This is a genomic window from Myxococcus sp. AB056, assembly GCF_006547365.1.
GTDB classification, from domain to species: Bacteria; Myxococcota; Myxococcia; order Myxococcales; family Myxococcaceae; genus Myxococcus; species Myxococcus virescens.
This window is the reverse complement of sequence record NZ_VHLB01000113.1, coordinates 1-25315: the sequence shown is the minus strand read 5'-3', so window position 1 is coordinate 25315 and position 25315 is coordinate 1. Positions and strand designations below refer to the sequence as shown.

The 25315-nt window shown below is 68.8% G+C and carries 24 protein-coding genes and 1 pseudogene; 4 read left to right on the top strand and 21 right to left on the bottom strand.

Annotated elements, in window-relative coordinates:
• From FMP39_RS32805 to FMP39_RS32740, 15 genes and pseudogenes are all read right to left on the bottom strand, one after another.
• A pseudogene (locus FMP39_RS32805) lies at positions 1-489 on the bottom strand (hypothetical protein); the annotation flags it as partial.
• On the bottom strand, positions 477-623 hold the full coding sequence (locus FMP39_RS37615; protein ID WP_194858664.1) for a hypothetical protein: 147 nt from the start codon (positions 621-623) through the stop codon (positions 477-479). The pseudogene FMP39_RS32805 and the gene FMP39_RS37615, both read right to left, overlap by 13 nt.
• 32 nt (positions 624-655) lie before the next feature.
• Positions 656-3754 carry a PQQ-binding-like beta-propeller repeat protein gene (locus tag FMP39_RS32800; RefSeq protein ID WP_141593980.1) on the bottom strand — a complete coding sequence of 1033 codons (3099 nt, stop codon included), beginning with the start codon at positions 3752-3754 and terminating at the stop codon, positions 656-658.
• 14 nt (positions 3755-3768) lie between these two features.
• The gene (locus FMP39_RS32795) at positions 3769-4296 is read right to left on the bottom strand and encodes a hypothetical protein (protein ID WP_194858663.1); all 528 of its coding nucleotides are present in this window, start codon (positions 4294-4296) and stop codon (positions 3769-3771) included.
• Positions 4296-4592 carry a PqqD family protein gene (locus tag FMP39_RS32790; RefSeq protein WP_011553743.1) on the bottom strand — a complete coding sequence of 99 codons (297 nt, stop codon included), beginning with the start codon at positions 4590-4592 and terminating at the stop codon, positions 4296-4298. Before FMP39_RS32790 ends, FMP39_RS32795 begins: the two co-directional genes overlap by 1 nt.
• Positions 4589-4996, bottom strand: a complete 408-nt coding sequence (locus FMP39_RS32785) for a S24/S26 family peptidase (protein ID WP_141593978.1) — start codon at positions 4994-4996, stop codon at positions 4589-4591. The genes FMP39_RS32790 and FMP39_RS32785 overlap by 4 nt, the downstream gene beginning before the upstream one ends.
• Before the next feature lie 145 nt (positions 4997-5141).
• On the bottom strand, positions 5142-6389 hold the full coding sequence (hisS, locus tag FMP39_RS32780; protein ID WP_228558537.1) for a histidine--tRNA ligase: 1248 nt from the start codon (positions 6387-6389) through the stop codon (positions 5142-5144).
• Between the two features lie 26 nt (positions 6390-6415).
• On the bottom strand, positions 6416-7258 hold the full coding sequence (asd, locus tag FMP39_RS32775; RefSeq protein WP_141593976.1) for an archaetidylserine decarboxylase: 843 nt from the start codon (positions 7256-7258) through the stop codon (positions 6416-6418).
• Between the two features lie 15 nt (positions 7259-7273).
• Complete coding sequence (locus FMP39_RS32770; protein ID WP_141593975.1) at positions 7274-8002, bottom strand: hypothetical protein; 729 nt, start codon at positions 8000-8002, stop codon at positions 7274-7276.
• A gap of 54 nt (positions 8003-8056) precedes the next feature.
• Complete coding sequence (locus tag FMP39_RS32765) at positions 8057-8788, bottom strand: metallophosphoesterase (RefSeq protein WP_090492537.1); 732 nt, start codon at positions 8786-8788, stop codon at positions 8057-8059.
• Positions 8789-8815: 27 nt separating this feature from the next.
• Positions 8816-9169 carry a TIGR02266 family protein gene (locus FMP39_RS32760; protein ID WP_217917601.1) on the bottom strand — a complete coding sequence of 118 codons (354 nt, stop codon included), beginning with the start codon at positions 9167-9169 and terminating at the stop codon, positions 8816-8818.
• 100 nt (positions 9170-9269) lie between these two features.
• Entirely contained in the window at positions 9270-10196 is a 927-nt protein-coding gene (locus FMP39_RS32755) for a PfkB family carbohydrate kinase (RefSeq protein ID WP_011553737.1), read from the bottom strand.
• A gap of 111 nt (positions 10197-10307) precedes the next feature.
• Positions 10308-11837, bottom strand: a complete 1530-nt coding sequence (locus tag FMP39_RS32750; RefSeq protein WP_141593974.1) for an MlaD family protein — start codon at positions 11835-11837, stop codon at positions 10308-10310.
• A 105-nt stretch (positions 11838-11942) separates the two neighbouring features.
• A complete protein-coding gene (locus tag FMP39_RS32745; RefSeq protein ID WP_141593981.1) occupies positions 11943-12680 on the bottom strand; it encodes an ABC transporter ATP-binding protein in 738 nt (245 codons plus the stop codon).
• 41 nt (positions 12681-12721) lie between these two features.
• Entirely contained in the window at positions 12722-13537 is an 816-nt protein-coding gene (locus FMP39_RS32740) for an ABC transporter permease (RefSeq protein WP_090492530.1), read from the bottom strand.
• 30 nt (positions 13538-13567) lie between these two features.
• Between FMP39_RS32740 and FMP39_RS32735 the strand changes: the two genes are divergently transcribed.
• Together FMP39_RS32735 and FMP39_RS32730 are read left to right on the top strand one after the other, a co-directional pair.
• Positions 13568-14281: a hypothetical protein gene (locus tag FMP39_RS32735; RefSeq protein ID WP_141593973.1), complete on the top strand. Its 714-nt coding sequence runs from the start codon at positions 13568-13570 to the stop codon at positions 14279-14281.
• 35 nt (positions 14282-14316) lie between these two features.
• Complete coding sequence (locus FMP39_RS32730) at positions 14317-15843, top strand: hypothetical protein (RefSeq protein WP_194858662.1); 1527 nt, start codon at positions 14317-14319, stop codon at positions 15841-15843.
• 14 nt (positions 15844-15857) lie between these two features.
• Here FMP39_RS32730 and FMP39_RS32725 read toward each other — a convergent pair whose 3' ends face one another.
• The 5 genes from FMP39_RS32725 to FMP39_RS32705 are packed head-to-tail and all read right to left on the bottom strand — an operon-like array spanning position 15858 to position 22130.
• A complete protein-coding gene (locus FMP39_RS32725; protein WP_141593971.1) occupies positions 15858-16562 on the bottom strand; it encodes an RluA family pseudouridine synthase in 705 nt (234 codons plus the stop codon).
• The gene (locus tag FMP39_RS32720; RefSeq protein WP_141593970.1) at positions 16559-17998 is read right to left on the bottom strand and encodes a pitrilysin family protein; all 1440 of its coding nucleotides are present in this window, start codon (positions 17996-17998) and stop codon (positions 16559-16561) included. Before FMP39_RS32720 ends, FMP39_RS32725 begins: the two co-directional genes overlap by 4 nt.
• 29 nt (positions 17999-18027) lie before the next feature.
• The gene (locus FMP39_RS32715; RefSeq protein WP_090492520.1) at positions 18028-19341 is read right to left on the bottom strand and encodes a pitrilysin family protein; all 1314 of its coding nucleotides are present in this window, start codon (positions 19339-19341) and stop codon (positions 18028-18030) included.
• Between the two features lie 27 nt (positions 19342-19368).
• Positions 19369-20034 (bottom strand): response regulator transcription factor, encoded by a 666-nt coding sequence (locus tag FMP39_RS32710; RefSeq protein WP_186817824.1) that lies wholly within the window; start codon positions 20032-20034, stop codon positions 19369-19371.
• A 2-nt stretch (positions 20035-20036) separates the two neighbouring features.
• Complete coding sequence (locus tag FMP39_RS32705) at positions 20037-22130, bottom strand: serine/threonine-protein kinase (RefSeq protein ID WP_228558535.1); 2094 nt, start codon at positions 22128-22130, stop codon at positions 20037-20039.
• Positions 22131-22510: 380 nt separating this feature from the next.
• Here FMP39_RS32705 and FMP39_RS32700 point away from each other — a divergent pair, with 380 nt between their 5' ends.
• The gene (locus tag FMP39_RS32700; RefSeq protein WP_141593967.1) at positions 22511-24220 is read left to right on the top strand and encodes an HAD-IG family 5'-nucleotidase; all 1710 of its coding nucleotides are present in this window, start codon (positions 22511-22513) and stop codon (positions 24218-24220) included.
• A gap of 116 nt (positions 24221-24336) precedes the next feature.
• A complete protein-coding gene (locus tag FMP39_RS32695; protein ID WP_194858661.1) occupies positions 24337-24930 on the top strand; it encodes a Uma2 family endonuclease in 594 nt (197 codons plus the stop codon).
• A 9-nt stretch (positions 24931-24939) separates the two neighbouring features.
• Here FMP39_RS32695 and FMP39_RS32690 read toward each other — a convergent pair.
• Positions 24940-25315, bottom strand: a 376-nt coding sequence (locus FMP39_RS32690; protein WP_194858660.1) for a class I SAM-dependent methyltransferase, incomplete at its 5' end; no start/stop codon positions are given.

Below are 25315 nucleotides of genomic sequence, written 5' to 3'. Positions count from 1 at the left end.
GGCCCCCAGCGTGCTCTTCCCCGCCCCCGAGTGCCCCGTGAAGAGCGCGGCCCGGCCCTGGTGCGCCACCGCCACGCCATGCACCAGCAGCCCGCCGCGCCGAGCCAGCGCCCGGGCAAGCATCACCTTCAGCACCGTCTCCACGGGAAACCGCCCCTGCCCCTCCACGTGGGCCTGGAGGCCGTCGGCGGAAAGCGTCGCGTCGTAGTCCTCGCCGGCCAGGCGCAGCGCGCCGGCCTCCCCGCGGAGAACCCGTGGCAGCTCACGAATGACGGGGGCAGGACGCGCCTGGGCGGGGGCCACGGCCACGAGCCGCGCCACCTCACTGCCCTGTCGCCTTGGGGACACCACGAACCGGGAGAACATGCGCCGGAGCGAGTCTCGCAGGCCCGCATCGCCGACTTCCACAACTCCCGTCCAACCGGCGATTCGCAGCCAGAGGGCCGCGTCCGCCGCGGGGCCTTCCGGCGGAAGGCTCAGGGAATGCACTCCGACTCACCGGGGATGTTGCACTGGGAAATCTGCGCCAGTGCCACGAAGGGCTGCTCCCAGAGAATGGCCGGCGCCTCATAGACAGGGCCGGCGTCAGGAGGGGGCGTCATCAGGAAGGCGTCCGAAGTCATGGGGCGTGCGAGCGAGGAAGAAGGGACGTTCTTCAAGGGAAAGGGACAGGGAACGCGCAGATGCGGCCATCTTCGGAGCCCACGTGGAGGCGGCTCACCGTGTGGTCGATGGTGGGAGTTCCGATACGCTGCGCACCACCAATCGCGACCTGACCGGAGTCGGAGCCATCCAGCAGCTCCAACTGGTGGACCTGTCCGTCGGAGCTGCCAACGTAGAGGCGCACGGCGCCATTCCGATTGAAGGAGAAGGTGCCAGAGGGAGACGCGATCGGCGTGCTCCACCGAAGCACCGGCGGCGACTGGGCGGGCCCCGAGACGTCGTACAGCGCCACCTGGCCGGCCGCGAGACTGGCCACGAAGCCCGAGCCCTGGGGCCGCACGAAGCTGGTGAAGGCAGGCGTGTTCGGCGCCGGGCGCGTGGTGACAGGCAGGCTCCACACGAGCTGCGCCGTGGCGGCGTCCACGCCGTGCACGAAGCCATCGCTGTCCGTCACGAGAATCAGGTTGCTGTACGCATTGCGAACCAGGCTCAGCTCCACGTCGCCCACCGGGAGCTGGGCCAGCACCTGACCCGTCAGCGTGTTCAGCACCCGCAGCGTGTTCGGCGAGCCCGCGTGCGCGCGCGTCGCCACGAAGAGCCGGTTGGTCGTGTAGTCCACCACCATGCCGCCCGCCACCATGCCCAGATTCCCAGGCTGGTAGCTCCAGACCAGCGCGCCGGTGGCGGCATTCAGGGCCACCACCCGGTTGAGCGAAGCGTCCGCCAGCCGCGTGGCGAAGAAGACGAGGTCGCGGTTGGGGTGCGCGGTCCGGTATGCGGCATTCGCGTAGTCGAAGAGCTGCGTGACTGGGAACGACTGGATGGTGCCAATGGGCTGGCCCCCATTGTCCCATCGCCACAGCAACTGGCCGGTGGCGGCGTTGAGCGCGCTGGCCACCCCACCCTGGTCACCCACGAGGATGTACTGCCCGGACAGGCCATGCAGCGGCACCACCGGGAAGCGGCTTCCAATGAGGCCCGCCAGCGGGCGAGGCCGCCACCGCTCCGCGCCATCCGCCGACGGGTTGGTGACCTGCGTGAGGTTGGCGACGACGGAGTCGTTGAATGCGCTGAAGATGCCCGTGCCCAGCTCGGTGATGGGCTGCTGCGAGGCATTCAGGCCCACCGAGTAGCACCACAGCGGCGCCGCGCCCACGCGAGCCCGAGGCGTGGCCACCAGGGCCTGCGACGTCGGCTGGTTGCCCGGCGAGTACCACCGCAGGTCATCCGAGTTGAAGACGCGGTAGTAGTACGTGGTGCCGTTGGTGACGGACGTATCGGTGAACGTCGTGGTGGCGCCCACGTCACTCGCGTACACCACCTGGGCGTTGCCCAGATTGGCCCCCACCGCGTAGGTCAGCCCCTGCGTCGGAGAGAGGTTCGGCGGCGCGCCCGCCGCGCGAAGAATCAGCACGCCCCCGTGCACCGCCGGGTTGTCCCAGGTGAGCGTCACGCTGCCATCGCGCGCCACGCCCGTGAGGCGGTTGACGTCGGGAACGGTGCCCTGCACCAGCGTCATCGGGGTGTCGATGCGAATCTGCGGCCCGCCGTAGTCATCGATGAGGTGGAAGCGATGACGGAACGTGGTGGGCCCAGACAGCGAAGCGCCCGCCCCGAAGTTGGAATACACCACCGTGAAGGAGCGCTCGCCGTTGACCGGGATGCCCGTGGCGTTCGTCGACTCCCAGGTGATGCCCGTGGTGGCGTTGTTGGACGCCATGCGCCACCCGGCGGGCGTCTGCAGCACGCCGCCGACGGTGAAGTAGTTGAGCGCGGGCCGCAGCAGCCGGACCTCATGCAGCGGCATGGGGCCCCGATTCTGGATGGTGTAGATGATGGAACGGTTCGTGGAGTTGGCGGCCACCGCGCGGATGTTCGTCCGCACGCGATGCTGCACGATGCGCCCCTGGTTCGAGTCCACCAGGTTCGACGTCACGGAGGCGCCGTTGCGCGTGGCATCCACCTGCCCCCGGAACCGGTAGTTCGCGAATGGGGCTCCCGTGAGCTGGTACGTCCAGACGAAGTGCGCGGAGGCGCCCGGGTCCAGCCGCGGAACGCTCGCGGTCCCAGGCCCCGACACGAGCGACGCGGCCGCCGTTCCCTGGAACACGGGCGCGCGCGGCGTCACGTTCAGGAACGTGTCCGTCGAGGACGGGTTCGTCACCGTGAGCCGCACGCGCACAGTCTCGTTGTTGAACGCGTCGTCGGTGTCCACGTCCATGGCCACCGGGAGCGCCCCCACGTTGACCATCCGCGAGTCCATCGCAGGCGACACGGTGTTGCCGTTCCCGCTGACGCCCCGCACCCGCGCCACCAGCGTTCCAGCCGAGCCCGTCCGCACTCTCGCGGAATAGACGCCCGCGTTCCGGCTGGCGATGTTCATGCGGAACGGCGTCGGCTCGGTGTCCACCACCTGGAAGGTGACGGCGCCCGCGGCCGTGGAGGGTCCCTCAACCGTGGTGTTGTTGTGGTTCGTGCCCGTCCGGTTCTCCACCACCATCCGCGCGTCGATGTCGCCGCCAACCCCCATCACCCGAGGACGCACGTCCACCTGGGTGTACAGGCCGGAGCGACTCCAGCTCGCGGCCGAGGTCGTCACCGACGTGGTGAAGTCGCCCCCCGCGCACGTGTCCCGGGCGAACGTCTGCCCCGCTACGAAGCGCTCGTTGTTCTGGTCGTTGTTCGACGTCGGCGGAACCACGCGAAGGACGAACCGGGCCGACTCGTTCTGGCCCAGGCCGTAGTCGCCGCTGCCGTTGCAGGAGTCCTGATTGTAGAAGATGACCCACCGCTCATTGGCGATGTAGTCCACCGTCCATCCCGGGGGCGGGATGGACGCGAGCGGGATGTAGCCGCTGGGCAGCGCGAACCACACCTCGTTGATGCGCCGGAAGAGCGGCGAGCCACTGGAGGTGTTGTTGCGGACATCGACCGTCAGCTCGGAGGCCTCGTCCATCACCACCCGCGCGCGGGTGTCGCCACCCTGCGGCTGCGTGGTCAAGACGGCGGTCGGGGTCATCGACTGCGCCCACCCCAGCGAAGGCGCCAGGAGCGCGGCGGCGGCGACGAGGGAGGCGGAGAATGGACGCATGATGAAAGGAGCCCTCACGGATCCAGGGTGAAGGAAGCCGCCGTCAGCGGCGCCCCATCGAGGAAGAACCGGGCCTGCCACGTCCCGCTCATGCCGGACGTCGCCACGGCGGTGCCTGCCACGGGCAGGGAGAAGCGCACCGTGCGCGACTCGTCCACGCGTGAATCCACTTCCGCGGAGCGCCGCTCGTACGGCAGCCCGGAAGGCGGCACGAACTCCACTGACACCGTGTGCCGGCCACGCACGCCGCTCACCGTCAGGTCCACGTCCACCTGCGCCACGGACAGCAAGCCGCGGCGGCCCTCTCCCAGGTCAACCACGGTGGCCGAGCCCCGCGGAACCACGGGAGGCGGAGGCACTTCCGGCTCCTCCACCGGCGCGGGCGGCGGGCGGGCCTCCGGCCCCTCGCGCGGGGGCAACACGTCCGTGGGCGCCACCGGTTCCTGCGCCGGGGGCGCATGAACTGGGGCATAGGGCGCCACGCCTTCCGTGCACGAGGCCAGCATCACCGCCGCCGCCAGGAGCGCCAAACGCGTCCGCATCACCGCGCCTCCTCCAGCTCGTCGATGAGCCCCAGCCGGGTCAGCTCCGAGAAGAACTTGAGCGTGTCGGTCAGCACCTGCTCCACGTCCCATCCGTGGCGCTGAGCCACCTGCTCCACCAGGGCTCGCGCCGTGCGCGTTCCGTCGCACAGCTCCCAGATTTCAATGGCCGTTCCGTTGAGCCCACGCAGGGTGTTGCCCTCGGCATCCAGGACGATGAAGTCCGAGCCGAAGCGCTGGCCGGAGACGCCCTCGCGCCAGCGCGGCGCATGGTCCGCCGCGAAGTCCGTGCTCATCGCGCACCTCCCCGGCCCAGCAACGCAGCCAGGCGCCACTTCACGGCCACCCGCAGCCGCCCCAGCCACCGGGGCCCCCGATCCCACCCCGCCTCCAGGACGACGCCGCGCCGGCGGACGCGCCGCACCCGCCCCAGCACCCGTGACGGATCCAGCGGTGCATCGTCCTGGGGTGAGTTGTCGCCTCGCAGCGCCACCGCCCCGGCCTCCCACCGCCGCAGCCGGTGCAGCACCAGGGCATGGTCGAAGCGCGCCAGCAGGACGTCACCAGGTCGCGGAGCCCCCTCCAGCGGCTCCACGCCGGCATGGTCGCCCGAGCGCAGCGATGGCCACATGCTGTCCCCGTGGACGGGGACCCAGCTCAGGGCCGGAGGCACAACGGGGGTGGAAGTGTCGCGTGGCATCGCAGGTCAGTCTAACCGACCTGACCTGCGCCCGCGAGTTCCCACCGGACCAATAGCCCAACGTTTATCAGGGGTTACGCGCCTACCTCAGTTTCTCAGACTTGGCAAGCTTCGCCCGGAACGCTGCTCTCGACCCCACGGAGCACTATGCCGGAACGGCCTTGCGCTCCCGCACCACCTTGGCGACCTCGTCGAGCGCGACGGGGATGGGCTCGCCTCCGGCCATGGGCTTCAGCTTCGCCTGGCCGCTGGTGCGCTCGGCCTCACCCAGCACCAGGGTGAATTCCGCGCTGCTCTTGTCCGCGCGCTTCATCTGGCTCTTGAGGCTGCCTCCGCGGGTATCGAACTCCACGCGCAGTCCTTCCCGGCGCAGGCGGCTGGCCAGCACCAGGGCGGCATCGTGCGAGCCCGCGTCCGCCACCGCGACGAAGACGTCCGGCCGCACGGTGAACTGCTGGCCGCTCTCCTTCAGCAGCAGCACCAGCCGGTCCAGGCCGCAGGCGAAGCCCACCGCGGGCGCGTCGGGCCCGCCCAGGCTCTTCACCAGCTTGTCATAGCGGCCACCGGCGCCCACGGTGCTGGCGGTGCCCAACGCAGGATGGGAGGCGATGAACTCGAAGACGGTGCGCGTGTAGTAGTCCAACCCCCGCACCATGCGCGAATTCACGACGTGCCGGATGCCCAGCGCCGTCAGCTTCCGCTGCACGTCGTCGAAGTGCGCGCGGCAGGGCTCGCACAGGGACTCCAGCACGTTGGGTCCGGCCGCGGCGATGGCCTGGCACTTCTCGTTCTTGCAGTCCAGGACGCGCAGGGGGTTCTTCTCCATGCGCTTCTGGCAGTCCGCGCACAGCGCCTCGCGGTGGGCCTGGAGGTACTCCACCAACTTCGCGTGGTACGTGGGCCGGCAGGCCTCGTCCCCCAGCGAGTTGATGTTCAGGGTGATGTCCTTGAGCCCCAGCCGCTCCAGGAACTGCACCACCATGTCCATCATCTCGACGTCCTGGGCGCCTTCCTTCGCGCCGTAGGCCTCCGCGCCGATTTGATAGAACTGGCGGTAGCGGCCCGTCTTCATCCGCTCGTAGCGGAACATGGGCCCCGTGTAGAACCAGCGCGTGAGCGGCTCCTGATTGGCGATGGAGTGCTCGATGTACGCGCGCGCCGCGGGCGCGGTGCCTTCCGGGCGCAGGGACAGGCTGCGGTCCGCCTTGTCGTTGAAGGTGTACATCTCCTTCCCGACGATGTCGGTCTCCTCGCCCACGCTGCGCACGAACAGCGCGGTGTCCTCCACCATCGGCGTGCGGATCTCACCGTAGCCGAAGCGGCCGAACAGCTCGCGGGCCTGCGCCTCCACGTGCTGCCAGATTTCAATCTCCCCAGGGAGGAGATCGTTCATGCCCTTGACGCCCGCGACCTTCTGACTCACGTGATGACTCCGATTCGCTTGCCCAGCCGAACCACCGCTTCCTCCTGGAGGCTGTCGTCCCAGGTGACGCGCTTGGGCTCGAACAGGAGGATGACGGTGGAGCCCATCTCGAAGCGGCCCAGCTCCCCACCCTTCTCCACCGGCATGGCCGCGCCGTAGCGGTGCACCTTGCCGGGCTGCCCGGTGTGCGTCGTCACCTCGTCGTAGGCCGCCTTGATGCGCGACACGCAGGTGGCGCCCACCTTCACCACCGCGCACTTGCCCGCCACGGTGTCCAGGTACGTCACCAGCCGCTCGTTGACGCAGAACAGGGACTGCTTGTTCTTCACCGACGCGGGGTTCACCGGCCAGAACTCACCGGGGATGTACGCGTACCCGGTGATGGTGCCGCCCAGCGGCGCGTGGATGCGGTGATAGTCCCGCGGCGACAGGTAGATGGTCGTCCAGGCACCGCCGTGGAAGGGCTTGGCTGCCTCGGAATCCCCCAGCAGCTCGTCCACCGTGTACTCGATGCCCTTGGCCTGCAGGCAGCGCCCGTAATCCGAATAGCCCACCTGGGACACGCGGCCATCCACGGGGGACACCACCACCTTCTCCCCCTCGTCCACCGGACGCAGGCCGGGCTTCAGCCCCCGGGTGAAGAACTGGGCGAAGGTCGGGTAGTGCTCGAAGGAGTGCTCGGCCTCCTCCATGTCCACGTTGTAGGCCTTGGCGAAGGCGCGCATGGCGGCCTGATGCACCGGCGCAGGCACGGGCAGTCGCGTGGCCATCCCCACCACGGTGGAGAGCGCGGACTTGGGCAACACCTGCATCAACTTCATGAAAGTCTGGTCGTTCATATCGGCGAATCGGTTCTAGCGACCGGCGTCGGTCGCGGGTGCCGGACCGCCGTCGGGAGTGACGGGGACAGTCTGCACGGCACTCTTGGGTAACAGCGTGAGGACCTTCCCCTCTTCAATCAGGAGGAATGAATCCTGATGCTGGGGGTATTCCAGGCGACAGGCGGTGCGGTCGGCGAGCTGCCAGGTCTCCCGCATGCCCCGTCCCTGCACATCGATGGGGGTGCCCCGCTGGAAGCACCCCCGGAAGCCCGCCACCAGCTCGGACGCGGCCGTGCCAGCCTGGGGGCCACCGCCAGCACCGGCATCGGGAGGCCCGGCATCCGGCGCTTCCACCGGAGCCGCGGGAGGCGCCTGCTCCTCGGTGGACGGCGCCGCGTAGGAGCCCGGCGGCAGTTCCCGCGCGCTGGCCACGGCCTCGTCCCGCTCGTTGACGGCCGCCGCCATCCGCTGCCGTCCGTCCTTGATGCGCTGGAGCAGCTCGCGGGCGCCCTCGGCGTCCAGGCTGTCCGCGGGGACGCGCTGGAGCTGCGCCTCGATTTCCCCCACCTGCGGATCCAGGAAGGCCTCATCCAGCTTCTGCGCATACAGCTCGCGGAAGCGGCGGGCGGCCTCTTCGTACTCGGCGGAAGGGGCGGGAGGCTCGCGGCGGCAGGCGGTGGGCGCCAGCGTGAGCAACACTGCGGAGACGACGCCCACGAGGGGCCTGAGGGACGCTCGGAGGACCAGGGTGCGCACGGACACGGGTTTATGTCATTTCCCCGCGCCTGTCCGCCTTTTGTGCCCCGGAAGCGCGCCTCAAACGCCCAGGAACAGGCGCTTGCCGAAGTTCAGCGCCAGGTCCGCATCGAAGATCTTCTGCGCCGACGTCTCGATGTCGTACTCGACGCGGACGTATTCCACCGTGCGCGCGTCCGTGTCGCAGATGACGAAGCACGCCCGGTTGTCATAGTCGCGCGGCTGGCCCACGCTGCCCACGGAGATGATGTACTTGTAGCCCCGGCGGATGCCGAACTTCTGGGCCACCACGTCGTTCACCTCGCCATTGCCAATGGCGAAGGCGCGGCACAGATGGCTGTGGCCGATGAACGTCACCTCCGGCAGCTCCGCCACATAGGGCGTCAGCTCCCGGGCCTGCTCCAGCGCGAAGATGTACTCGTATGCCTTCGGGTCGATGGGCGAACCATGGCAGAAGCCCACATCGCCAATCCGGTACGTGTACGGAAGGCTGCGCAGCCAGGCCATGTTCTCGTCCGTGAGGACGTTGGCGGACCAGTCCAGCGCGTGCCGGGCGGCGTCGTAGTAGTACGAGTAGTCCATCCGCCCCGCCACCGCCGCGTCGTGGTTGCCCAGGAGCGTCACCTCCGCCACCGAGCGCACCAGCTCACAACACGGATTGGGCGACGCCCCGTAACCGACGATGTCCCCCAGCGAGACGAACCGGTCCACCTTCTGGTGCTCGGCGACGCGGAGCACCTCGGTGAGCGCCTCGATGTTGGAGTGGATGTCGGAGATGACGGCGATACGCATGCGGGGCCTCGGTCCGGTGGCGTGGGCTCAACCCGCCCAGCCGGCCTTCACCTGGTTCTGCTGCTGCTGCGAAATCATCTGGCGAAGCCGTCCCAGGGTATCGCTGTCCAGGGACTCGAAACGCAACCCCATGCCCGCCGGAAGCGCTCGCTCCTCCGCCTCCCGAAGCCACACCACCGTGGCCTGGGCCTGGATGTCCTGGTGGCCCGCGGGAGACAGCTTCACCACCGTACGCGCCCCTCGTGCCAGGGGCGTGCTCGTGCGGAGGAACAGTCCTCCTTCGCTCAAATTCGAGATTCGCGCGTAGAGCGTGACGTTGTCACCCTCGCACCAGCACCGAAGCTGGGTGGGAATCCGCGTGGACTTTCGGTTTTCGCTCAACCCGGAACCTTCTTCCGTCACCCGAATCCACAGCCTAGGGACGGCCTGATTCCGCAGTCAAGTTCAAGGGTGGTGAGGCGCCCCACCCCTCCCCACGCCCTCATCGCTCCAGGGAGCCCAGGTCGTCGAAGTGGGTCAGCTTCCGGAACTCGGCGAAGCGGGCGTGGATCTCCGGCCGCGTCACCTCGCGCAGGCGCTCCAGGCTGAACTTCTCCACCGTGAAGGAGGCCATGACGCTGCCCATCACCATGGCGCGGCGCAGCAGCGCCTGGTCCAACACGCCGCTGGAGGTGGCCAGGGCGCCCATGAAGCCGCCGGCGAAGGTGTCCCCCGCGCCGGTGGGGTCGAAGACCTCGGCCAGGGGGAAGGCGGGGCACGCGAAGATGTGCTCGGCCTCGAAGAGGAGCGCGCCGTACTCACCGCGCTTGATGACCACGCGCTGCGGGCCCATGGCCATGATGGCGCGAGCGGCCTTCACCACGTTGTGCTCGCCGGCCAGCTGACGGGCCTCCGCGTCGTTGACGAACAGGAGGTTGACGCGGGAGAGCGTCTTGAGCAACGCGGCCCGGCTGCCCTTGATCCAGAAGTTCATGGTGTCGGCGGCCACCAGCTTCGGCGCCTTCACCTGGTCCAGCACCTGCGCCTGGAGCTCCGGGTGGATGTTGCCCAGGAAGACGTAGGGCGTGTCCCGGTACGACTCCGGCAGCTTCGGGGAGAAGGCCTGGAAGACGTTGAGCTGGGTGTCCAGCGTCTGCGCCTCGTTCAGCTCGTAGCTGTAGCGGCCCTTCCAGCGGAAGGTGCGGCCCGTCTCCCGGGTGAGGCCCTCCAGGTCGATTCCCCGCCCGCGAAGGAAGTTGAGGTGCCCTTCGGGGAAGTCCTCGCCCACCACCGCCACGACACGCGCGGGGCTGAAGAACGAGGCCGACGTAGAGAAGTAGGTGGCCGAGCCCCCGAGGATGTCCTCCTTCTGGCCGAAGGGGGTTTCCACTGAGTCCAGGGCAACGGAGCCGACGACGAGCAGGGACATGCGAGCTTCCTGGGGGGAGATGCCGTGAAATCAGGCACGGCGCTCCCCTGGGCCCCGTGCCCATGCCGGGTACGTCGTTTCCCGTTTTCCGTCAAGCACCGAGCGGTGGGTTCAGGGCGTCGGAATGCCTGTCAAGGTGAGGATGGCCTTCAGATCATCATCCGTGAAGAACAGGCCGCCGCCCACGAAGAAGTCGCGGCCCGCCACCAGGCGCCGAGTCGCCAGGTCCCGCTGCTGCGCGTTGAGCATGTCGTCCATGCCGGCGATCAAATAGAGGTGATCGAGGGGCTGGGCGCGCAGGCTGGCGCGCAGGCGGGGGTAGCGCAGCTCGTCGTCCGCGAAGTTGAAGGCGTCCACCTGGAACCGGAGCGCGTCGTTGAAGAAGTGCAGGTCGGCGCCCACGCCGCCGGTGGACTCGATGAGGCCCACGCGCAGGGTGGTGAAGTACCAGCGCTTGGCGAACTGGGCGCTGACCTTGAGGCTCTCCTTCGTCACCTTCCGCGTCTGAACGACGGGGTCACCCTCGGACGGCGGGTTCGTCTGCAACACCTCCGTCGTCACGCTGCCGCGAGGGTCGTCCACCAGCTCCAGCAGGTAGTACTTGTCCGGCTTGGGGATGAGCCGCACGGAGAAGACGTTCTTCGAATTTCCCTGCGCGGCCAGGTAGGTGCTCTGGATGCCAATCTCCGCCTGGAGGTCGGTCAGACGGGACGTGAAGCGCGACACGTCCTGCACCGTCTCGCGGAGCTCGCGGCCCACGGCCTCGTCGGCCAGCAGCACGCCGGCGGCACCCTCCCCGTCCTTCACCTTGCGGGTGATCTCCTCCAGGTTGCCCAGCGTGCCGTCCAGCTTCTTGAGCGTCTCCTTGAGGCTGGCGACGGTCTCCTTCACGTCGCCTTCACCCGTGCCCACGATGTTCTTCACGCTGCCGAGCACCTGGCGCACGTCGCGGGTGATGAACTCGATGTTGTCGATGATGCGGGTGATTTCCGCCTGGTTGCCCTGGGTGATGCCGCGCACGTCCGCGGAGATGGCCTCGACGTTGCCGACGATGGTGTCCAGGCGGTCCGCGTTGCGGCGGACCGTGGCATCCACGGAGTCCGACAGCCGCACCAGGTTCTCCACGATGCGCTGGAGCGACCCCGCACCCCGCTCACCGCCGAGCACTTCCCGCAGCGCCCCCGTCACCTCCTGGATGTCGGAGGTGATCTGCGACAGCGACTCGAAGACGGCCTCCATGCCCTGGGTGTCGACGACGCGGCGGATCTGCCCACCCGACTCCAGGCGGGGGGCGCCCTCCGTGCCGGGGTTCAGGTCCAGCAGGTAGTCACCCAGCAGCGATTCGGAGCGCTTGGTGACGACGGCGTCCTCGCGCAGGTCCACGTCGTTGCGGATCTTCAACCAGACCTTCGCCCGCGTCCCCTCGAGCGAGATGTCGTCGATTTCGCCCACCGGGATGCCGGCGATCTGCACGCGCCCACGCACGGCGAGGCCGGACGCATCCCGGAAATAGGCCCACACCCTCGTGGATTCGCTGTCGCTCAAACCACCTTTGCGAGCGAACAGGACGAAGGTGACGAAAAAAGCCCCCGCCGCGATGACCAGCAGGCCCACACGGAAGGGCGTGACGAGCTTCTTCACCTGTTGTGACTCCGAGAGCGACCGGCCGGCGCGACTCTAACGTTTTGCATCCTGAGTGCCACATTTTCCTAGGGCCCCCCGCCCTCCCGCCGCGCCGAGCCCCGATCAGTTCTTCCCGAACCAGGTCTCCAGGAACACCTTCACCGCGGGGTGCTCCGCCTCGCGGAGCTGCTCCGGCGAACCGCTGGCCACGATGACGCCCTTGGAGAGGAAGGCAATCTGGTCCGCCACGTTGAAGGCGGAGGAGATGTCATGGCTGATGACCACGCTGGTGACGCCCAGCTCCTTCTGGGCGGCCAGGATCATCTCGTCCACGTAGTCCGTGGTGATGGGGTCCAGGCCGGTGGTCGGCTCGTCATAGAGCACCACCTTCGGATCCATGACGATGGCCCGCGCCAGGCCCACCCGCTTGCGCATGCCGCCGGACAGGTCCGCGGGGAACCGGTCCTCGACGTCCTTCTTCAGACCCATCAGGTCCAACCGCGCGCGGACCTTCTGGCGAATGACGTCCTCCGAATCCTTCGTGTGCTCCCGCAGCGGGAAGGCCACGTTCTCGAAGACGGTCATCGAGTCGAACAGCGCGGCGGCCTGGAACACCATGCCGAACTTGTTGCGCACCTTCTGGAGCGCCTCGACGCCCATGGGGACGATGTCCTCCCCGTCGATGATGACCTGGCCGCGGTCCGGCTTGAGCAGGCCAATCATGTGCTTCATCAGCACCGTCTTGCCGGAGCCGGAGCCGCCCAGGATGACGCAGGTGCTGCCGGCCGGCACGGTGAGGTTGATGCCGGTGAGCACCTTGTGGTCGCCGAACGTCTTGTGCAGGTCGACCACCTGGATCATCGGCGTGCCGGACGCCGGAGCGTTGGAAGCCGGGGGCGACATCAGAAGAAGAGGACGCCCAGGATGAAGTCGAGGATGAAGATGGACAGGGCGCTGGCCACCATCGCCTCCGTGGTGGCCTGCCCCACGCCCTTGGCGCCGCCCGAGGCGTTGAAGCCCTTGAAGCAGCAGATGAGGGACACCGACAGGCCGAACACGGCGCCCTTGAGCAGACCCTGGAAGATGTCCTCGGGCGCCAGCCACTGCTGCGTCCGGGAGAGGAAGGTTCCGGGGGAGATGCCCAGGCCCCCGACGGCCACCACGTAGGCCCCGCCCATGCCCATGGTGTTGAAGAGCATGGTGAGCGCCGGCACCATGAAGAGGCCGGCCAGCACTCGGGGAACCAGCAGGTACTGCACCGGGTTGACGGCCATGGTCTCCAGCGCGTCCACCTGCTCGGTGACGCGCATGGTGCCCAGCTCGGTGCACATGGCAGAACCTGCGCGCATGGTCACCATCAGCGCGGAGAACACGGCCGCCAGCTCGCGGGTGAGCGTCAGTGCCACCGTGGGGCCCACCAGGCTCTCCGCGTCGAAGAGCTGAAAGGCGGTGGAAGTCTGTAGCGCGAAGACCATGCCGGTGAACGTGCCGGTGAGCGACACGATGAAGATGGACCCCACGCCCACGAAGTCCAACTGGGCGAAGAGGTTGACCAGCCGGAAGGGGCGCCGCACGCTCCAGCGGAACACGGCCAGCCCCATGGTGATGATTCCGCCCAGGGTGCTGACAATGTCGATGAGGCCCTGGCCAAAGCTCGTGACGGCCTGGGTGATGGGCCCGGGCTCGCGTGCCGGCTTGCTGGGGGTCTGCGTCGTCATGCGTTCGGGGCTACTCTTTATGGCGGCCCGGTGGCCGGCACAAGGCCCGGGGAGGCAAGCGACGAAGACACTTCCTCCCTTGGAAGCGATGCCGTTATGTTCCGCGCCCCTTTACTCCCATGCCCGGCGGCGTCCCCTGCCGGGCAGAGAAACAGACGAACGAACATGGCAACTCATAAGGTCGGCGGCGAGGTGGATGCGCTTTGTACCCGCTGCAAGCTCACCCTCGCGCACACCATCCTGGCGATGGTGGGAACGAAGATTGCTCGGGTGCGCTGCAACACGTGTGGCGGAGACCACGCCTATCGCGCGGCGCCTGGTGCGACGGATCGCCCCTCGTCCAGCACCACCCGCGCCCCGCGCGCGTCCTCCAGCAGCTCGAGCGCGTCCGCGAAGGCGGAGAAGGTCATCATCTCCTTCGAGGAGCAGCTCGCTGGAAAGGATGTCGCCAACGCGCCCCGCTACAGCCCGAAGGACACGTACAAGGTGGATCAGGTCATCCAGCATCCCACCTTCGGCACGGGTTACGTGTCGGCCGTTCGCGGCGACAAGGTGGACATCACCTTCCGCACCGACACCAAGACGCTGGTGCACGGCCGTGGTGGCGGCCCGGTGGAGAAGCCGGTCTTCAACCCGCCCAGCCGGCAGGTGACCGGACCCGCGGACAAGCCCCTGCCCGTCAGTGACAGCGCCGAGCCGGCGCCCGCTGACGGCGCCGAGCCGCCCCCCGCGTCGGGAGATTGACCGGGGCCGCACATTCATCAGGAGGGGCACGGACGATGACACTGCGCGCGCTGCCCCTCCTGATGGTCCTCGCCATGCCGGTGGCGGGGTTGGCGGCCACACCTGACGTCACCGTGTCCTGGTCACCCGAGCGCATCGTGCTCGGCACCGATGCCCCGGTGACGTTGAAGGTCCTGGTCCCCGCCGGCACGGGAACCCTCTACGCCGCCGCATCCACGGGCACCTTCGACTCGAACCGCGTGGAGCGTGGTGCGGTCCGTCTCTTCCAGTGGCGGCCTCCTTCCGTTCGTTATCCGCACGTGGCCGTGCTCCTCTTCTGGACGGACGCCCCCACTGCGGACGCGCCGCCCCCGGTGACGGTGGTGCGGCTGCCGCTGGTGGGACTCACAGAGCTCGATGTCGCCACGGCGGCGGGCGCGCACGTCGAGGTGGAGGTCGCGAATCGTCGCTTCGGCCCTGTTCGGGCGAACGCCCGGGGACAGGCCCGCGTGCCTGTCGAAGTCCCGCCTGGCGTCCGGCAGGCACGAGTGCTGGCCACGCGAGGGACGCTTCGCACCGATGCCGCCGTTCCACTGGACCCGCCGCCGGACTCGCCGCTGGCCACGGCACTCACGCCGCCTTCCCTGCCCTCGGTGGAGGGAGGCTGGCTACTGATGGCGGGCGAAGCGCCCCTGCGCGCCAGTAACGTCGACGTGGTGGCGGAAGGCGCGGCGGTCGCCCCTCCCGATGAGGAGAGTCCGACGTCAGCGGCGGTAGCCCCGACCTCCGAGGACCCGCAGACGATGGGGCCGCTGTCAGGTGCGGCAACGCAGACGGCCCCCGCGAGAAGCGGCTCCGCTCCGCCAACACAGGAGCTTCTGACGGAAGATGCGCCCTACTCGGCCGACGTCGGGGCCAATGCCCAGGACGTGTTGCGTGTTCGCGTCGTTCCAGCTTCCGGAGCCAAGCGGGTGAAGGTGCGCGTCCGCCACCGGGACCAGGCGCACGCAGCACACACCGAGGCCGGCATCACCGTGCGGTCCACGCCCGTCACCGCGGCCGCCTCCGAGGCGGTCGACACCTGGCGGAGCTCGTTCTTCCTGCTCGCGGGAGGAGTCATCGCGAGTAGCGCCAACACCGGTCCATCGGGCGGTGTCGGCGTCTCGGTCCTCACGCCTTGGTGGAGGCACCGCATCGCGGCGGAGCTGGAAGTCGGAGCCCGCACCGCCATGTACAGTGGCCCGGTCGAGGCGCTCGGAGCGGTCCACTCGCAGGTGCTGGCCTTGCCCCTGCTGCTCTCCGTTCGCGCGGAGCTCTTCCGCCGTGGCGCGTTCTCCCTCCACGGGCGGGCAGGCGCCGGGCCCGTCCCCTTCCACCACTACCTCTCCAGCGAATTCCAGGGCGAAGTGAAAGAGAGCAGGGTCTCCGGCATGGGCTTCGTCTCCCTACAAGCGGCCCACCGCTTCGGCCGCTGGAGCGCATTGGCGGAGGCGCGAGGCGCCTGGGCGCCGGTGCACACGCCCTGGCTGGACAGTCAGCTCGGCGGGCTCGCGATGTACCTGGGCATGCGGTTCGAACCGTGAACCGGCCCTGGGCGTCAAAGTGAAGTGACGGACGCCCGCAGCAACTCGCGGGCACGGGCCATGTCCTCCGGCACGGGCGCCTCCACGGCGCGCGCCTCGACACCTGCCAGGGCCGGCCACTCCACACGCGCGGCATGAAGCGGCGTGCGTGACAGCACCACCGAATCCCCCTCCCCGCCCAGGTCCTTCTCCGTCAGCGGCGCCTCGCGGCCGTACTGATGGTCCACCAGCAGCGGGTGCCCCAGGGACAGCAGGTGCACGCGAATCTGGTGCGTCCGCCCCGTGAGAGGCTCGGCCTCCACCAGGGACGCACGCTCGAAGGTCTCCACGGGCCGCACGCGGGTGCGCGAGGCCTTGGCTTCCGTATCCCCAGGCCGAGCCACGCGCATGCGCCCCTTCCTGCCCGCCACCAGGGGCGCATCCACCATTTGCGGCGCTTCGACCCGGCCCTCCACCAGCGCCACGTAGCGCTTGCGCACCTTCCCCGTCTCGAAGGCACCCGACAGGGCCCGGTGCACCGCGGCGTCCAGTGCGAACACGAGGGCCCCCGAGGTGTCCCGATCCAACCGGTGCACCACGAAGATTTTCTGGCGCCGCTGCGTCTCCAGCAACTCCCGCAGCGAGGGGCCGCCTTCGCGCCCGGGAATGACGAGCATCCCGGGCGGCTTGTCCACCACGAGCACGCCGCCGCCCTCGAAGAGGATGCGGACGTCCGTCACTCGTACTCCGACGCCGGCACCACGGTGATGGGGCCCAGGCCCTTGAGCTGCTTCTTCACCACGTCCGCCTTGCCCAGCACCACCACGGCGGGAGCCTGCGCGAAGCAGTACTTCTTGGCTGCGGCCACGACTTGCTTCGGCGTCACCGCGCGCAGCCGGTCCCGGAACCGCTCCACCCAGTCATCCCCCAGCCCGTGCAGGCGGGCCTCGGCGATGCTTCCGGCAATGGACTCGTTCGTCTCCGTCCGCAGCGGGTACAGGCCGGCGAGGTAGGCCTGGGCATCCGCCAGCTCGCGGGGCTTGAGCCCCTTCTCCCGGACGCCGCCAATCTCCGCCAGCGCCACGTCGATGATTTCGCGCGTGGACTCCGTCTTCGTGAAGGTGGACAGCGCGAAGACGCCGGCCGCGTTCATCGAGTCGAACCACGAGCTGACGCCGTATGTGAGGCCGCGGTTGACGCGAATCTCGTTCATCAGGCGCGAGGTGAATCCACCGCCCAGGGCGATGTTCATCGCCGTGGCGGGGAAATAGTCCTCGTGGCCCATGCGCATGCCGGGGCCGCCCAGCCGCACCTGCGACTGCGTCTGGTCCGGCTTGTCCACGATGATGACCCGCCCCCCCAGGGCAATGCGCTCCGGCGCGGGAATGGCCACGGGCGCATCCGGCCCGCCCGTCCAATCAGCGAAGGCGTCTTCCGCCGCGGCAGCCACATGCTGCGGATCCACCGCGCCCACCACGATGAGCATGGACACCTTGGGGCCCATGCGCTCCTGATGGAAGCGCACCACGTCATCGCGCGTGAAGGTCTTCACGCTCTTCGACGAACCGCCCACGTCGTGGCCGTAGGGGTGGTTGCCCCAGAGCGCGCGGACCATGGCGCGGTCGGCGATGATGGACGGGTCGTCCAGGTCATTGGCGAACTGCGCCAGCTCGCGCTCGCGCGCATCGTCCACTTCGGACTGCGGGAACGTGGGCTCGCGCACCAACTGGCCCAGGATGTCGAGCATCTGCGCGAAGTGCTCGGACGGCGTGGTGAGGGCCACTGACAGCGTGTCTTCACTCACACCCACGCCCAGGCTGGCACCGACGAACTCCACCGCTTCGTCGATGGCCTGCGCGTTCATCCGGCGGGTGCCCCGGCGCAGCAGCCGGGCGGTGAAGTCCGCCAGGCCGTGCTTGCCATCCGGGTCGGTGGCGCTGCCCGCGCGAATCACCAGCCGCACGGACACCATGGGCAGAGGCCCGCGCTCGGCGGCGATGACCTTCAGGCCACTGGACGTGGTGCTTTCGTGCAGCGTGGGAAGCGTGAGGGCGCTCGTCGTGGCGCGGGGCGCGCCGCGCTTCGGCGGAGCCTTGCGAGCGACGGGGGCCTTGCCGCCGGCGCGCTTCGCCGGACGTGCGGGGGACTTTCGGGAGGGGCTCTTGCGAGAAGCCATATCGGGAGGTTTCCTTGTACGGACCGGGCTCAGGCTTCGGTGGGCGCGGGAACCAGCGTCACCACGGAGCGGCGCTCAGGCGCGAAGTACTTCGCGGCCACGGCCTTGACCTGGTCGTTGGTAATGGAGGCGTAGGTGGAGGGCAGCGTCAGCAACCGGCGCCAGTCGCCGAGCAGCGCCTCGTAGTGACCCAGGGCATGCGCCCGGCCGCTGTTCGTGGCCAGCTCGCGCAGGTGGTCCGAGCGCAGGTTGTTCTGCGCCTTCTGCAGCTCGCGCTCGGTGATGCCCTCGCGCGCGATCTTCTCCAGTTCGGCGTACAGCGCGGCCTCCACCTTCTTCGGGTCGGAGTCCGGCTTCAGGGCCAGGTAGAAGAGGATGGTGCCCGGGTCGATGCGCCAGCTCCAGTCGAGCATCAGCGACACGGCCAGCTTCTGCTCGTACACCAGCGAGCGGATCAGCCGGCTCCCCTCCCCCTTCGTCAGCACGTACTGGATGACGTCCAGCACGAAGGTGTCGTCATCGCGCGCGGCCGGCCCGCGGAAGCCCAGCATCAGCGCGGGGGACTGCGCGGGGTGGCGGACCTCGGCGCGGCGCTCGCCCTTCTGCTCGGGCTCCGAGTTGAGCACCGCCGCGGGCGCGGGGCCCTTGGGGATGTTCCCGTAATACTTGCGCACCAGCGCCAGCGTCTTCTTCGGGTCGATGGCCCCGACGATGTAGAGCACCGCGTTGTTGGGCGCGTAGTAGGTGCGGAAGTAGTCCTGGCAGTCCTCGCGGCGGATGGCCTCGATGTCCGCCATCCATCCAATGACAGGCCAGCGGTAGGGATGCGCCTTGTAGACGAGCGTGCCCAGCTCCTCGTCCATGAGGCCGAAGATGTCGTTGTCCACGCGGACGCGGCGCTCCTCCTTCACCACCTCGCGCTCGCTGGTGAGCGTCGCCTGGGAGATGCGCAGCGAGCGCATCCGGTCCGACTCCAGGTCCAGCACCGTCTCCAGCGCGTCGGCGGAGAAGTCGTCGTAGTACACCGTCAGGTCGGTGGACGTGTACGCGTTCGAGCGGCCGCCGTTGGACTCCAGCGTCTTGTCGAACATCTTGGGGCCGTACTTCTTCGCCCCGTTGAACATCATGTGCTCGAACAGGTGGCTGATGCCGGTGATGCCGGGCCGCTCGTTGCGGCTGCCGACCTGGAACACGGTGTAGAGACTGACGACAGGAGCCTGGTGGTTGGCGAGCAGCCGCACCTGGAGGCCGTTGGGAAGCGTGGCCTCGTGGACGTCGAACAGGGACTCGAGTGCGGGGTCCGCCACGCGAGTGGGTACTTTGCTCGGGGAAGCCTTGGACATAGGACCCCGAACCTAACCAGAGCGTGGCTATAGATCCACGACACCCGCACGCAAGGCCATCACCACGGCCTCCACGTGAGAGTTGACGCCCATCTTCCGGTAGATATGCGACAGGTGCGTGCGCACCGTCCGCCGCTCCAGCGTCATCACGTGCCCCACCTCGGCGTTGGAGAGGCCCTTGGCCACGTAGCGCAGCACCTCGAACTCCAGCGGCGTGAGCGACCAGGGGTTCTCCGGCTTCTTCTCCGCCTGGGTGGACTTCGCCTGTACGGACTGGAAGTAGTTCCAGAAGCGCTTGGCGATGATGGGCTCCAGGACCGTCCCGCCCTCCATCACCTCCTGGATGCCGGAGCGGATCTTCTCCGGCCCCACGCGCTTCACCAGGTAGCCGGAGGCCCCGGCCTGGATGGCCTCGTAGACCTTCGTCTCGTCGTCGAAGGACGTGAGGATGAGGATCTCCACCTCCGGGGCGCGGCGCTTCACCCGCTGGGTCACCTGGATGCCGTTGATGCCGGGCAACTCCAGGTCCAGGAGGACGAGCTGGGGGCGGAGCTGGACGATGTCCTCCACCGCAGCCTCCCCTTCCTGGGAGGTGCCTACCACCTCCAGCTCGGGGAAGGTGGCCAGCACCTTCACCAGGTTCTTGAGGAGCTGGGGTTGATCCTCGACGACGAAGATGCGGGTCGGGTCCATGGTCACCGCCTCGGAGATGTGAACGAGTCCACCAGGACCTTGAGGTGCTGCCCCCGCTTGATGCGCAGGTCCAGCTCCTTGGGCTCACCGGTGGCGACGGACACCAGCTTGATGCGCCGGGTGCCCACCTTGACGGGGTATCGGTTGAGGGGCGTACGACGGCTCAGCCGCGTGCCGTCGACGTAGACGGTCGCCGGCACATTGGTGGTGATGGTGACATACGCGCGCTGAGACTTCGGGGGAGGCTTCGGCTCGGGGGCCGCGTCCTCCTCGTCCCCTCGCGACGCGGCTTCTGGAGCGGGCGGCGGCGGACGCGCCGGCACCGGCACCGGCGGCGAGATGGGCATGGCGGGCGGTGGGCCCACCGGGGCGGCCTCGGCCTGCGCCTCTCGCGGGGCCTCCTCTGGCGCGGGTGCGGCATCACCACCGAGCTGCCACGCGGCCACCAGGAAGGTGACCAAACCCACCCCGGCAATGGCCGCCGCGATGCCCAACCGGCGTCCATACCGGTGCTGGGCCACGGACAACCGCTGCTCCGCGCTCACCAGGCGCCGGTGCACGTCGGATGTCGAAGGCAACGCCGGATCGGACGGCGGCATCGCGATGTCGTCACGCGCTCGCGCCGAGACTGGCTGCACCGCGGGCAACACGTCCGGAATCGTCTTGGGCCCCTTGGCCTCCACGGGGGCGCGGCGGATCCGGGCGCCGCGGCGACCTGGCGCGGAGACGGAGATCGAGCCCTCGTCATCCGCGGACGGCTCGGGCGCGGAGAAGTCCTCCACGACCTTGAGGCGCGGGTTTCGCCCGATGCGGGTGTTGCCGCTCCCTCCCCCCACCGATGACTGCTGGCGGCGAGGCTTCGGCGGAGCAGCGCCCGGCGGCGCTTCCCACCCCTGCTCCAGCGGTCCGGCGGGAGCGGGCCCGGTGTCCTCCCCCGGCGCGGAGGTGGAGTCGGAGGCGGACGCGCGCGAAGGTGCCCGCACCCGCGTGGCCGCGTCCGCCACGTCCCGCTCGTACAGCTCCGGGCGGTACTCCTCGAACGCGGGCTCGGAGGCTTGCTGCGTCTCCGCGTTGGCCTCGTCCTCGGTCAGCGCGCGGCTGTATGGGGCGCGCTGAACCACGGACTTCTCGAGCTCCTCCGCGCGCAGGTCGTCCATCTCCGCGCCGGAGATGGGCTCCAGCGTGAAGGGCTCCTTGAATGGCGGGGGCCCCGAGCTGACGAGGCTCATCTCGTTGGGGAACAGCTCCCGCACGAAGCGGCGAACGTCGTCCGCCGAGGGCATGCCGCCGGTGGCCGCGAGCTGATTGCGAAGCGACGTGGCGAACTCGCCACAGGAGCGGAAGCGGCGCTGGGGCGTGGGCTCCAGTGCGCGGAGAATGAGCGGATCCAGCCGTGAATTGATGCGCCGGTCCACGCGGCTGGGCGGCGGCAACGCCTCGCTGCGCCGCGTGGACACCCCGCCGCTGCCGGGCACCACGGGCTCACGCTGGGTGAGCAGCTCGTAGGCGATGGCGCCGAGCGAGTAGATGTCCGACTGCGCGGAGTGCGGCTCGCCCCGTGTGACTTCCGGCGCGCGGTATGTGCCGCGGCCCCGGTGGCCAAACGACTTGCGCAGCTGGGGCACGGCCATGAGGGCGCGCAGCGCGCCGAAGTCGCACACCGCGGGCAGGCCGTCATGCGACAGCACCACGTTGCCCGGGGTGATGGCGCCGTGCACCACGCCCGCTTCGTGCGCCTGATGCAGGGCCTCCAGGAGCTGGATGATGATGTGGAGCGCCACGGTGGGCGGCAGCACCACGTCCTTGGAGTGCAGGCGCTGGAGCGCGGTGCCCAGGGTGAAGCCGTCCACGTCCTCGCGGACCACGGCCAGGCGCTGGCGGATGACGCCCAGGTCCACGACGTGGAGGATGCCCGGGTGCCGCACGGGCTGCAGCAGCCGCGTCGTCTCCGCCAGGTCATGGGCGTAGGCCGGATCGGACGTCCTGGGGTGGAAGAGCTTCACCACCACGGGGATGCCGGGAAGCTCGAGGCCCTGGTACAGCTCGGCCAGCTCCCCGCCTTCCACCTTGCCCGTCAGCCGGTACGTGGCGGTCATCGCTTCTTTCGCGCCGGACGTCGCCGCGTGACGGCGGAAAAGACGAAACCACACCACACGCACGACTCACCGCGGCGGCCCCGCGGCAGCTCCAGCGTGCACCCCGGGCAGCGGGGACGGGCCCTGGCCGGACGCTCGGCCGCACGCTGGGCGGTTCTTCGCGCGGCGGGCTCGGTGGCGGCGACTTTCAGACGCAACCGGGCCTCCAGGCGGCGAACCCGATCTTCGAGCGCGGCGATCCGGGCGGACAGGCGAGCTTGAACCGCCTCGGGGGCCTCCGAGGGCTGTCGTCGGGTGGGCGAGCGCATCGCAGACCCCGAAGCGTGCCATGCCGGCTCCAAACCCCGCAAGGTAAGAGCCGGGCCACCCACACGCGTGTTATGTGTCTGAGTCCCTTGGCACCATCACTTTCCCCGTTCCGTCCCATCCCGGGTGGGCCCGTGCCGGACCCGCTTCACGGGAGCTTCCGTTCTCCCCTCAATCGCTCCCGCGCCGAGGACGCCGCGCAGCGGGCCGATGGACTGCTCGCCGACGAGGAACTCACGCGGCTGCTCACGTCCCCCCGCGAGCGCCGGGTGGTGGTGCAGCGGGCGCGGGACATCTTCGTCAACCGCAACCTGCGCATGGCCAGTGTCGAGCTGTTCGGCTTCGACATGGATTACACGTTGGCCATCTATCACATGCGCCGGCTGGAGCAGCTGTCGTTCGACATGACGCTGGCGAAGCTGGTGAGTGAGTACGGCTATCCGCCGGTGGTGGGCGGGCTGCTGTACGACCACCACTTCGTGATGCGCGGGCTGGCGGTGGACCGCGTCAACGGCAACATCCTGAAGATGGACCGCTTCGGCCACGTGGGCCGTGCGTACCACGGGCTGCGCCCGCTGAAGCGCGAGGTCTCGCGTGAGCTGTACCGGAACAAGCGCGTGCGGCTGCGCAACCCGCAGTTCGCGTGGAACGACACGTTGTTCGCGCTGCCGGAGACGTGCCTGTTCGCGGGCATCATCGAGCTGCTGGAGTCGCTGGGGCACACGGTCCAGTACGGCAAGCTGTACGACGACATCCGGGAGGCCATCGACACGGTGCACCGGGACAACTCGCTCAAGCGCGAGGTGCGCAAGGACCTGGCGCGCTACGTGTTCCTGGACCCGGAGCTGGGGCCGGCATTGCACAAGCTGCGCTCGGGCGGGAAGCGGCTGTTCCTGCTGACGAACTCCGCGTGGGACTACACGGACGCGGTGATGAAGTACCTCCTGGACGGGCAGCTCGCGGAGTACCCGAGCTGGAGGAACTACTTCGACGTGGTCGTGACGTCGGCGGGCAAGCCGGGCTTCTTCACCGACTCACACCCCTTCCTGGAGCTGGATGCCTCCACGGAGGAAGGCCGCGTATTGGGCGAGGCCACGTCGCTGGAGCGCGGCAAGGTGTACTCGGGCGGCAACCTGGCGCGCTTCGAGGAGCTGACCGGCTTCCGGGGCGAGAACATCCTGTACGTGGGCGACCACATCTACGGCGACATCCTGAAGTCGAAGAAGTCGTCGCTGTGGCGCACGTGCATGGTGGTCCAGGAGATTGAGGACGAAATCACGTACACGGCGACGCGGCAGGAGGAGATTGGAACGCTGTCGCAGGTGGAGGTGCTCCGTGAGCGCCTGGACGACGAGGTGAACCACCACAAGACGCTGCTCAACATCCTGGATCGGCGGCTGGAGCGAGAACAGCTGTCACCGGACGAGCGGCTGGGCGTGGAGGAGCTCCGCAAGCAGACGAAGGCGGAGCTGGACCGGATGCGGCGGGCCTTGAAAGAGGCCAACGAGGTCGCGGACACGCTCGAGCAGGACGTGGAGGAAGGCTTCAATCCGTACTGGGGGCTGCTCTTCAAGGAAGGCAACGAGAACAGCCGCTTTGGCTACCAGGTGGAGCAGTACGCCTGTCTGTACACGAGCCGGGTGTCGAACTTCCTGCACCATTCGCCCATGCAGTACTACCGCTCACCGCGGGACAAGATGGCCCATGAGCAGGCCGGAGCCCTGTCCGCCCGGCTCTCCCCGATGGGCAGCGAAGGCCCCCCGAAGGGCGCCGGGAACGAGTAGGCCTCACACGACGTGTCAGGGCCTCCCGCAGGATGGGAACCTGTCAGGTAGTCACCCCTGGAGGTCGGGTGCTACCTTGAGGACTTCACAGGTTCCATTCACGGCGAGGTGTGGGCATGAGCAGGGGCAAGAATCGGAAACCAGCGACCTACGAGGACATCGAGCAGCTTCCGGTCGGATGGGTCGGTGAAATCGTCGATGACTCGCTGTACGCCTCGCCCAGGCCCGCCTACGGACACCTGCGCGCTGCCGCCCGGCTGACGAGCCTCCTCGCGCATCCCTTCGAACTCTCACGTGAGGGGCCTGGTAGCTGGTGGTTCCTGGTTGAACCTGAACTCCACTTCGCTCGCGATGTGGTGGTGCCCGACGTGGCCGGGTGGCGCCGAGAGAGGCTGCCAGAGCCCCCAGACCCCGAACTGCCCTGGATCAGCACTGCGCCAGACTGGCTGTGCGAAGTCCTGTCCCCCTCCACGCGGAGCCTGGACCGGGTCCGAAAGATGCCGCTGTACTTCCGCGAAGGTGTGGCGAACGTGTGGCTCATCGACCCCGTTCGCCAGTCCCTGGAGGTCTACCGGCAAGGGGCCACGAGCTGGGTCCGGAGCCAGTTGTTCACGGGGAACGTCACCGTGAACGCGGAGCCGTTCGAGGTCCTCCCCTTGGACCTGGGCCTGCTGTGGACGCCGCGAATGGGCGGCACCGTGCAGCCGTGATAACGGCCCTCACGGCTCGGCGGAGGGCCCCACGCGGCCCCAGATGACGTCGGTGAAGCGCGAGCCGGGCTCGTCCTCCAGGCCCAGCTTGCGAAGGTCGTCCGTGTACTTCGCGCCCTTCACCACCACCCACCGCCGCGCCACGCGCCGGGCTTCCTCCAGCGTCTCCTGCGTCAGCGGCGCGTGTTCCGCGAAGCGGCGCAGCATGTCGAACGCCGGCTGTGATTTGCGCGGCTTCGCGAACATCGGATCGAAGAAGACAACGTCGAACGCGCGCGGCGGCAACGTCTTCAGGTACTCGCGCGCATCCGCGTGCACCACTTCAATGGGCCCTGAGTCCTCGCCCAGCGAATAGCGCCGCAGCCCCTCCCCCGCCACCGCCCCC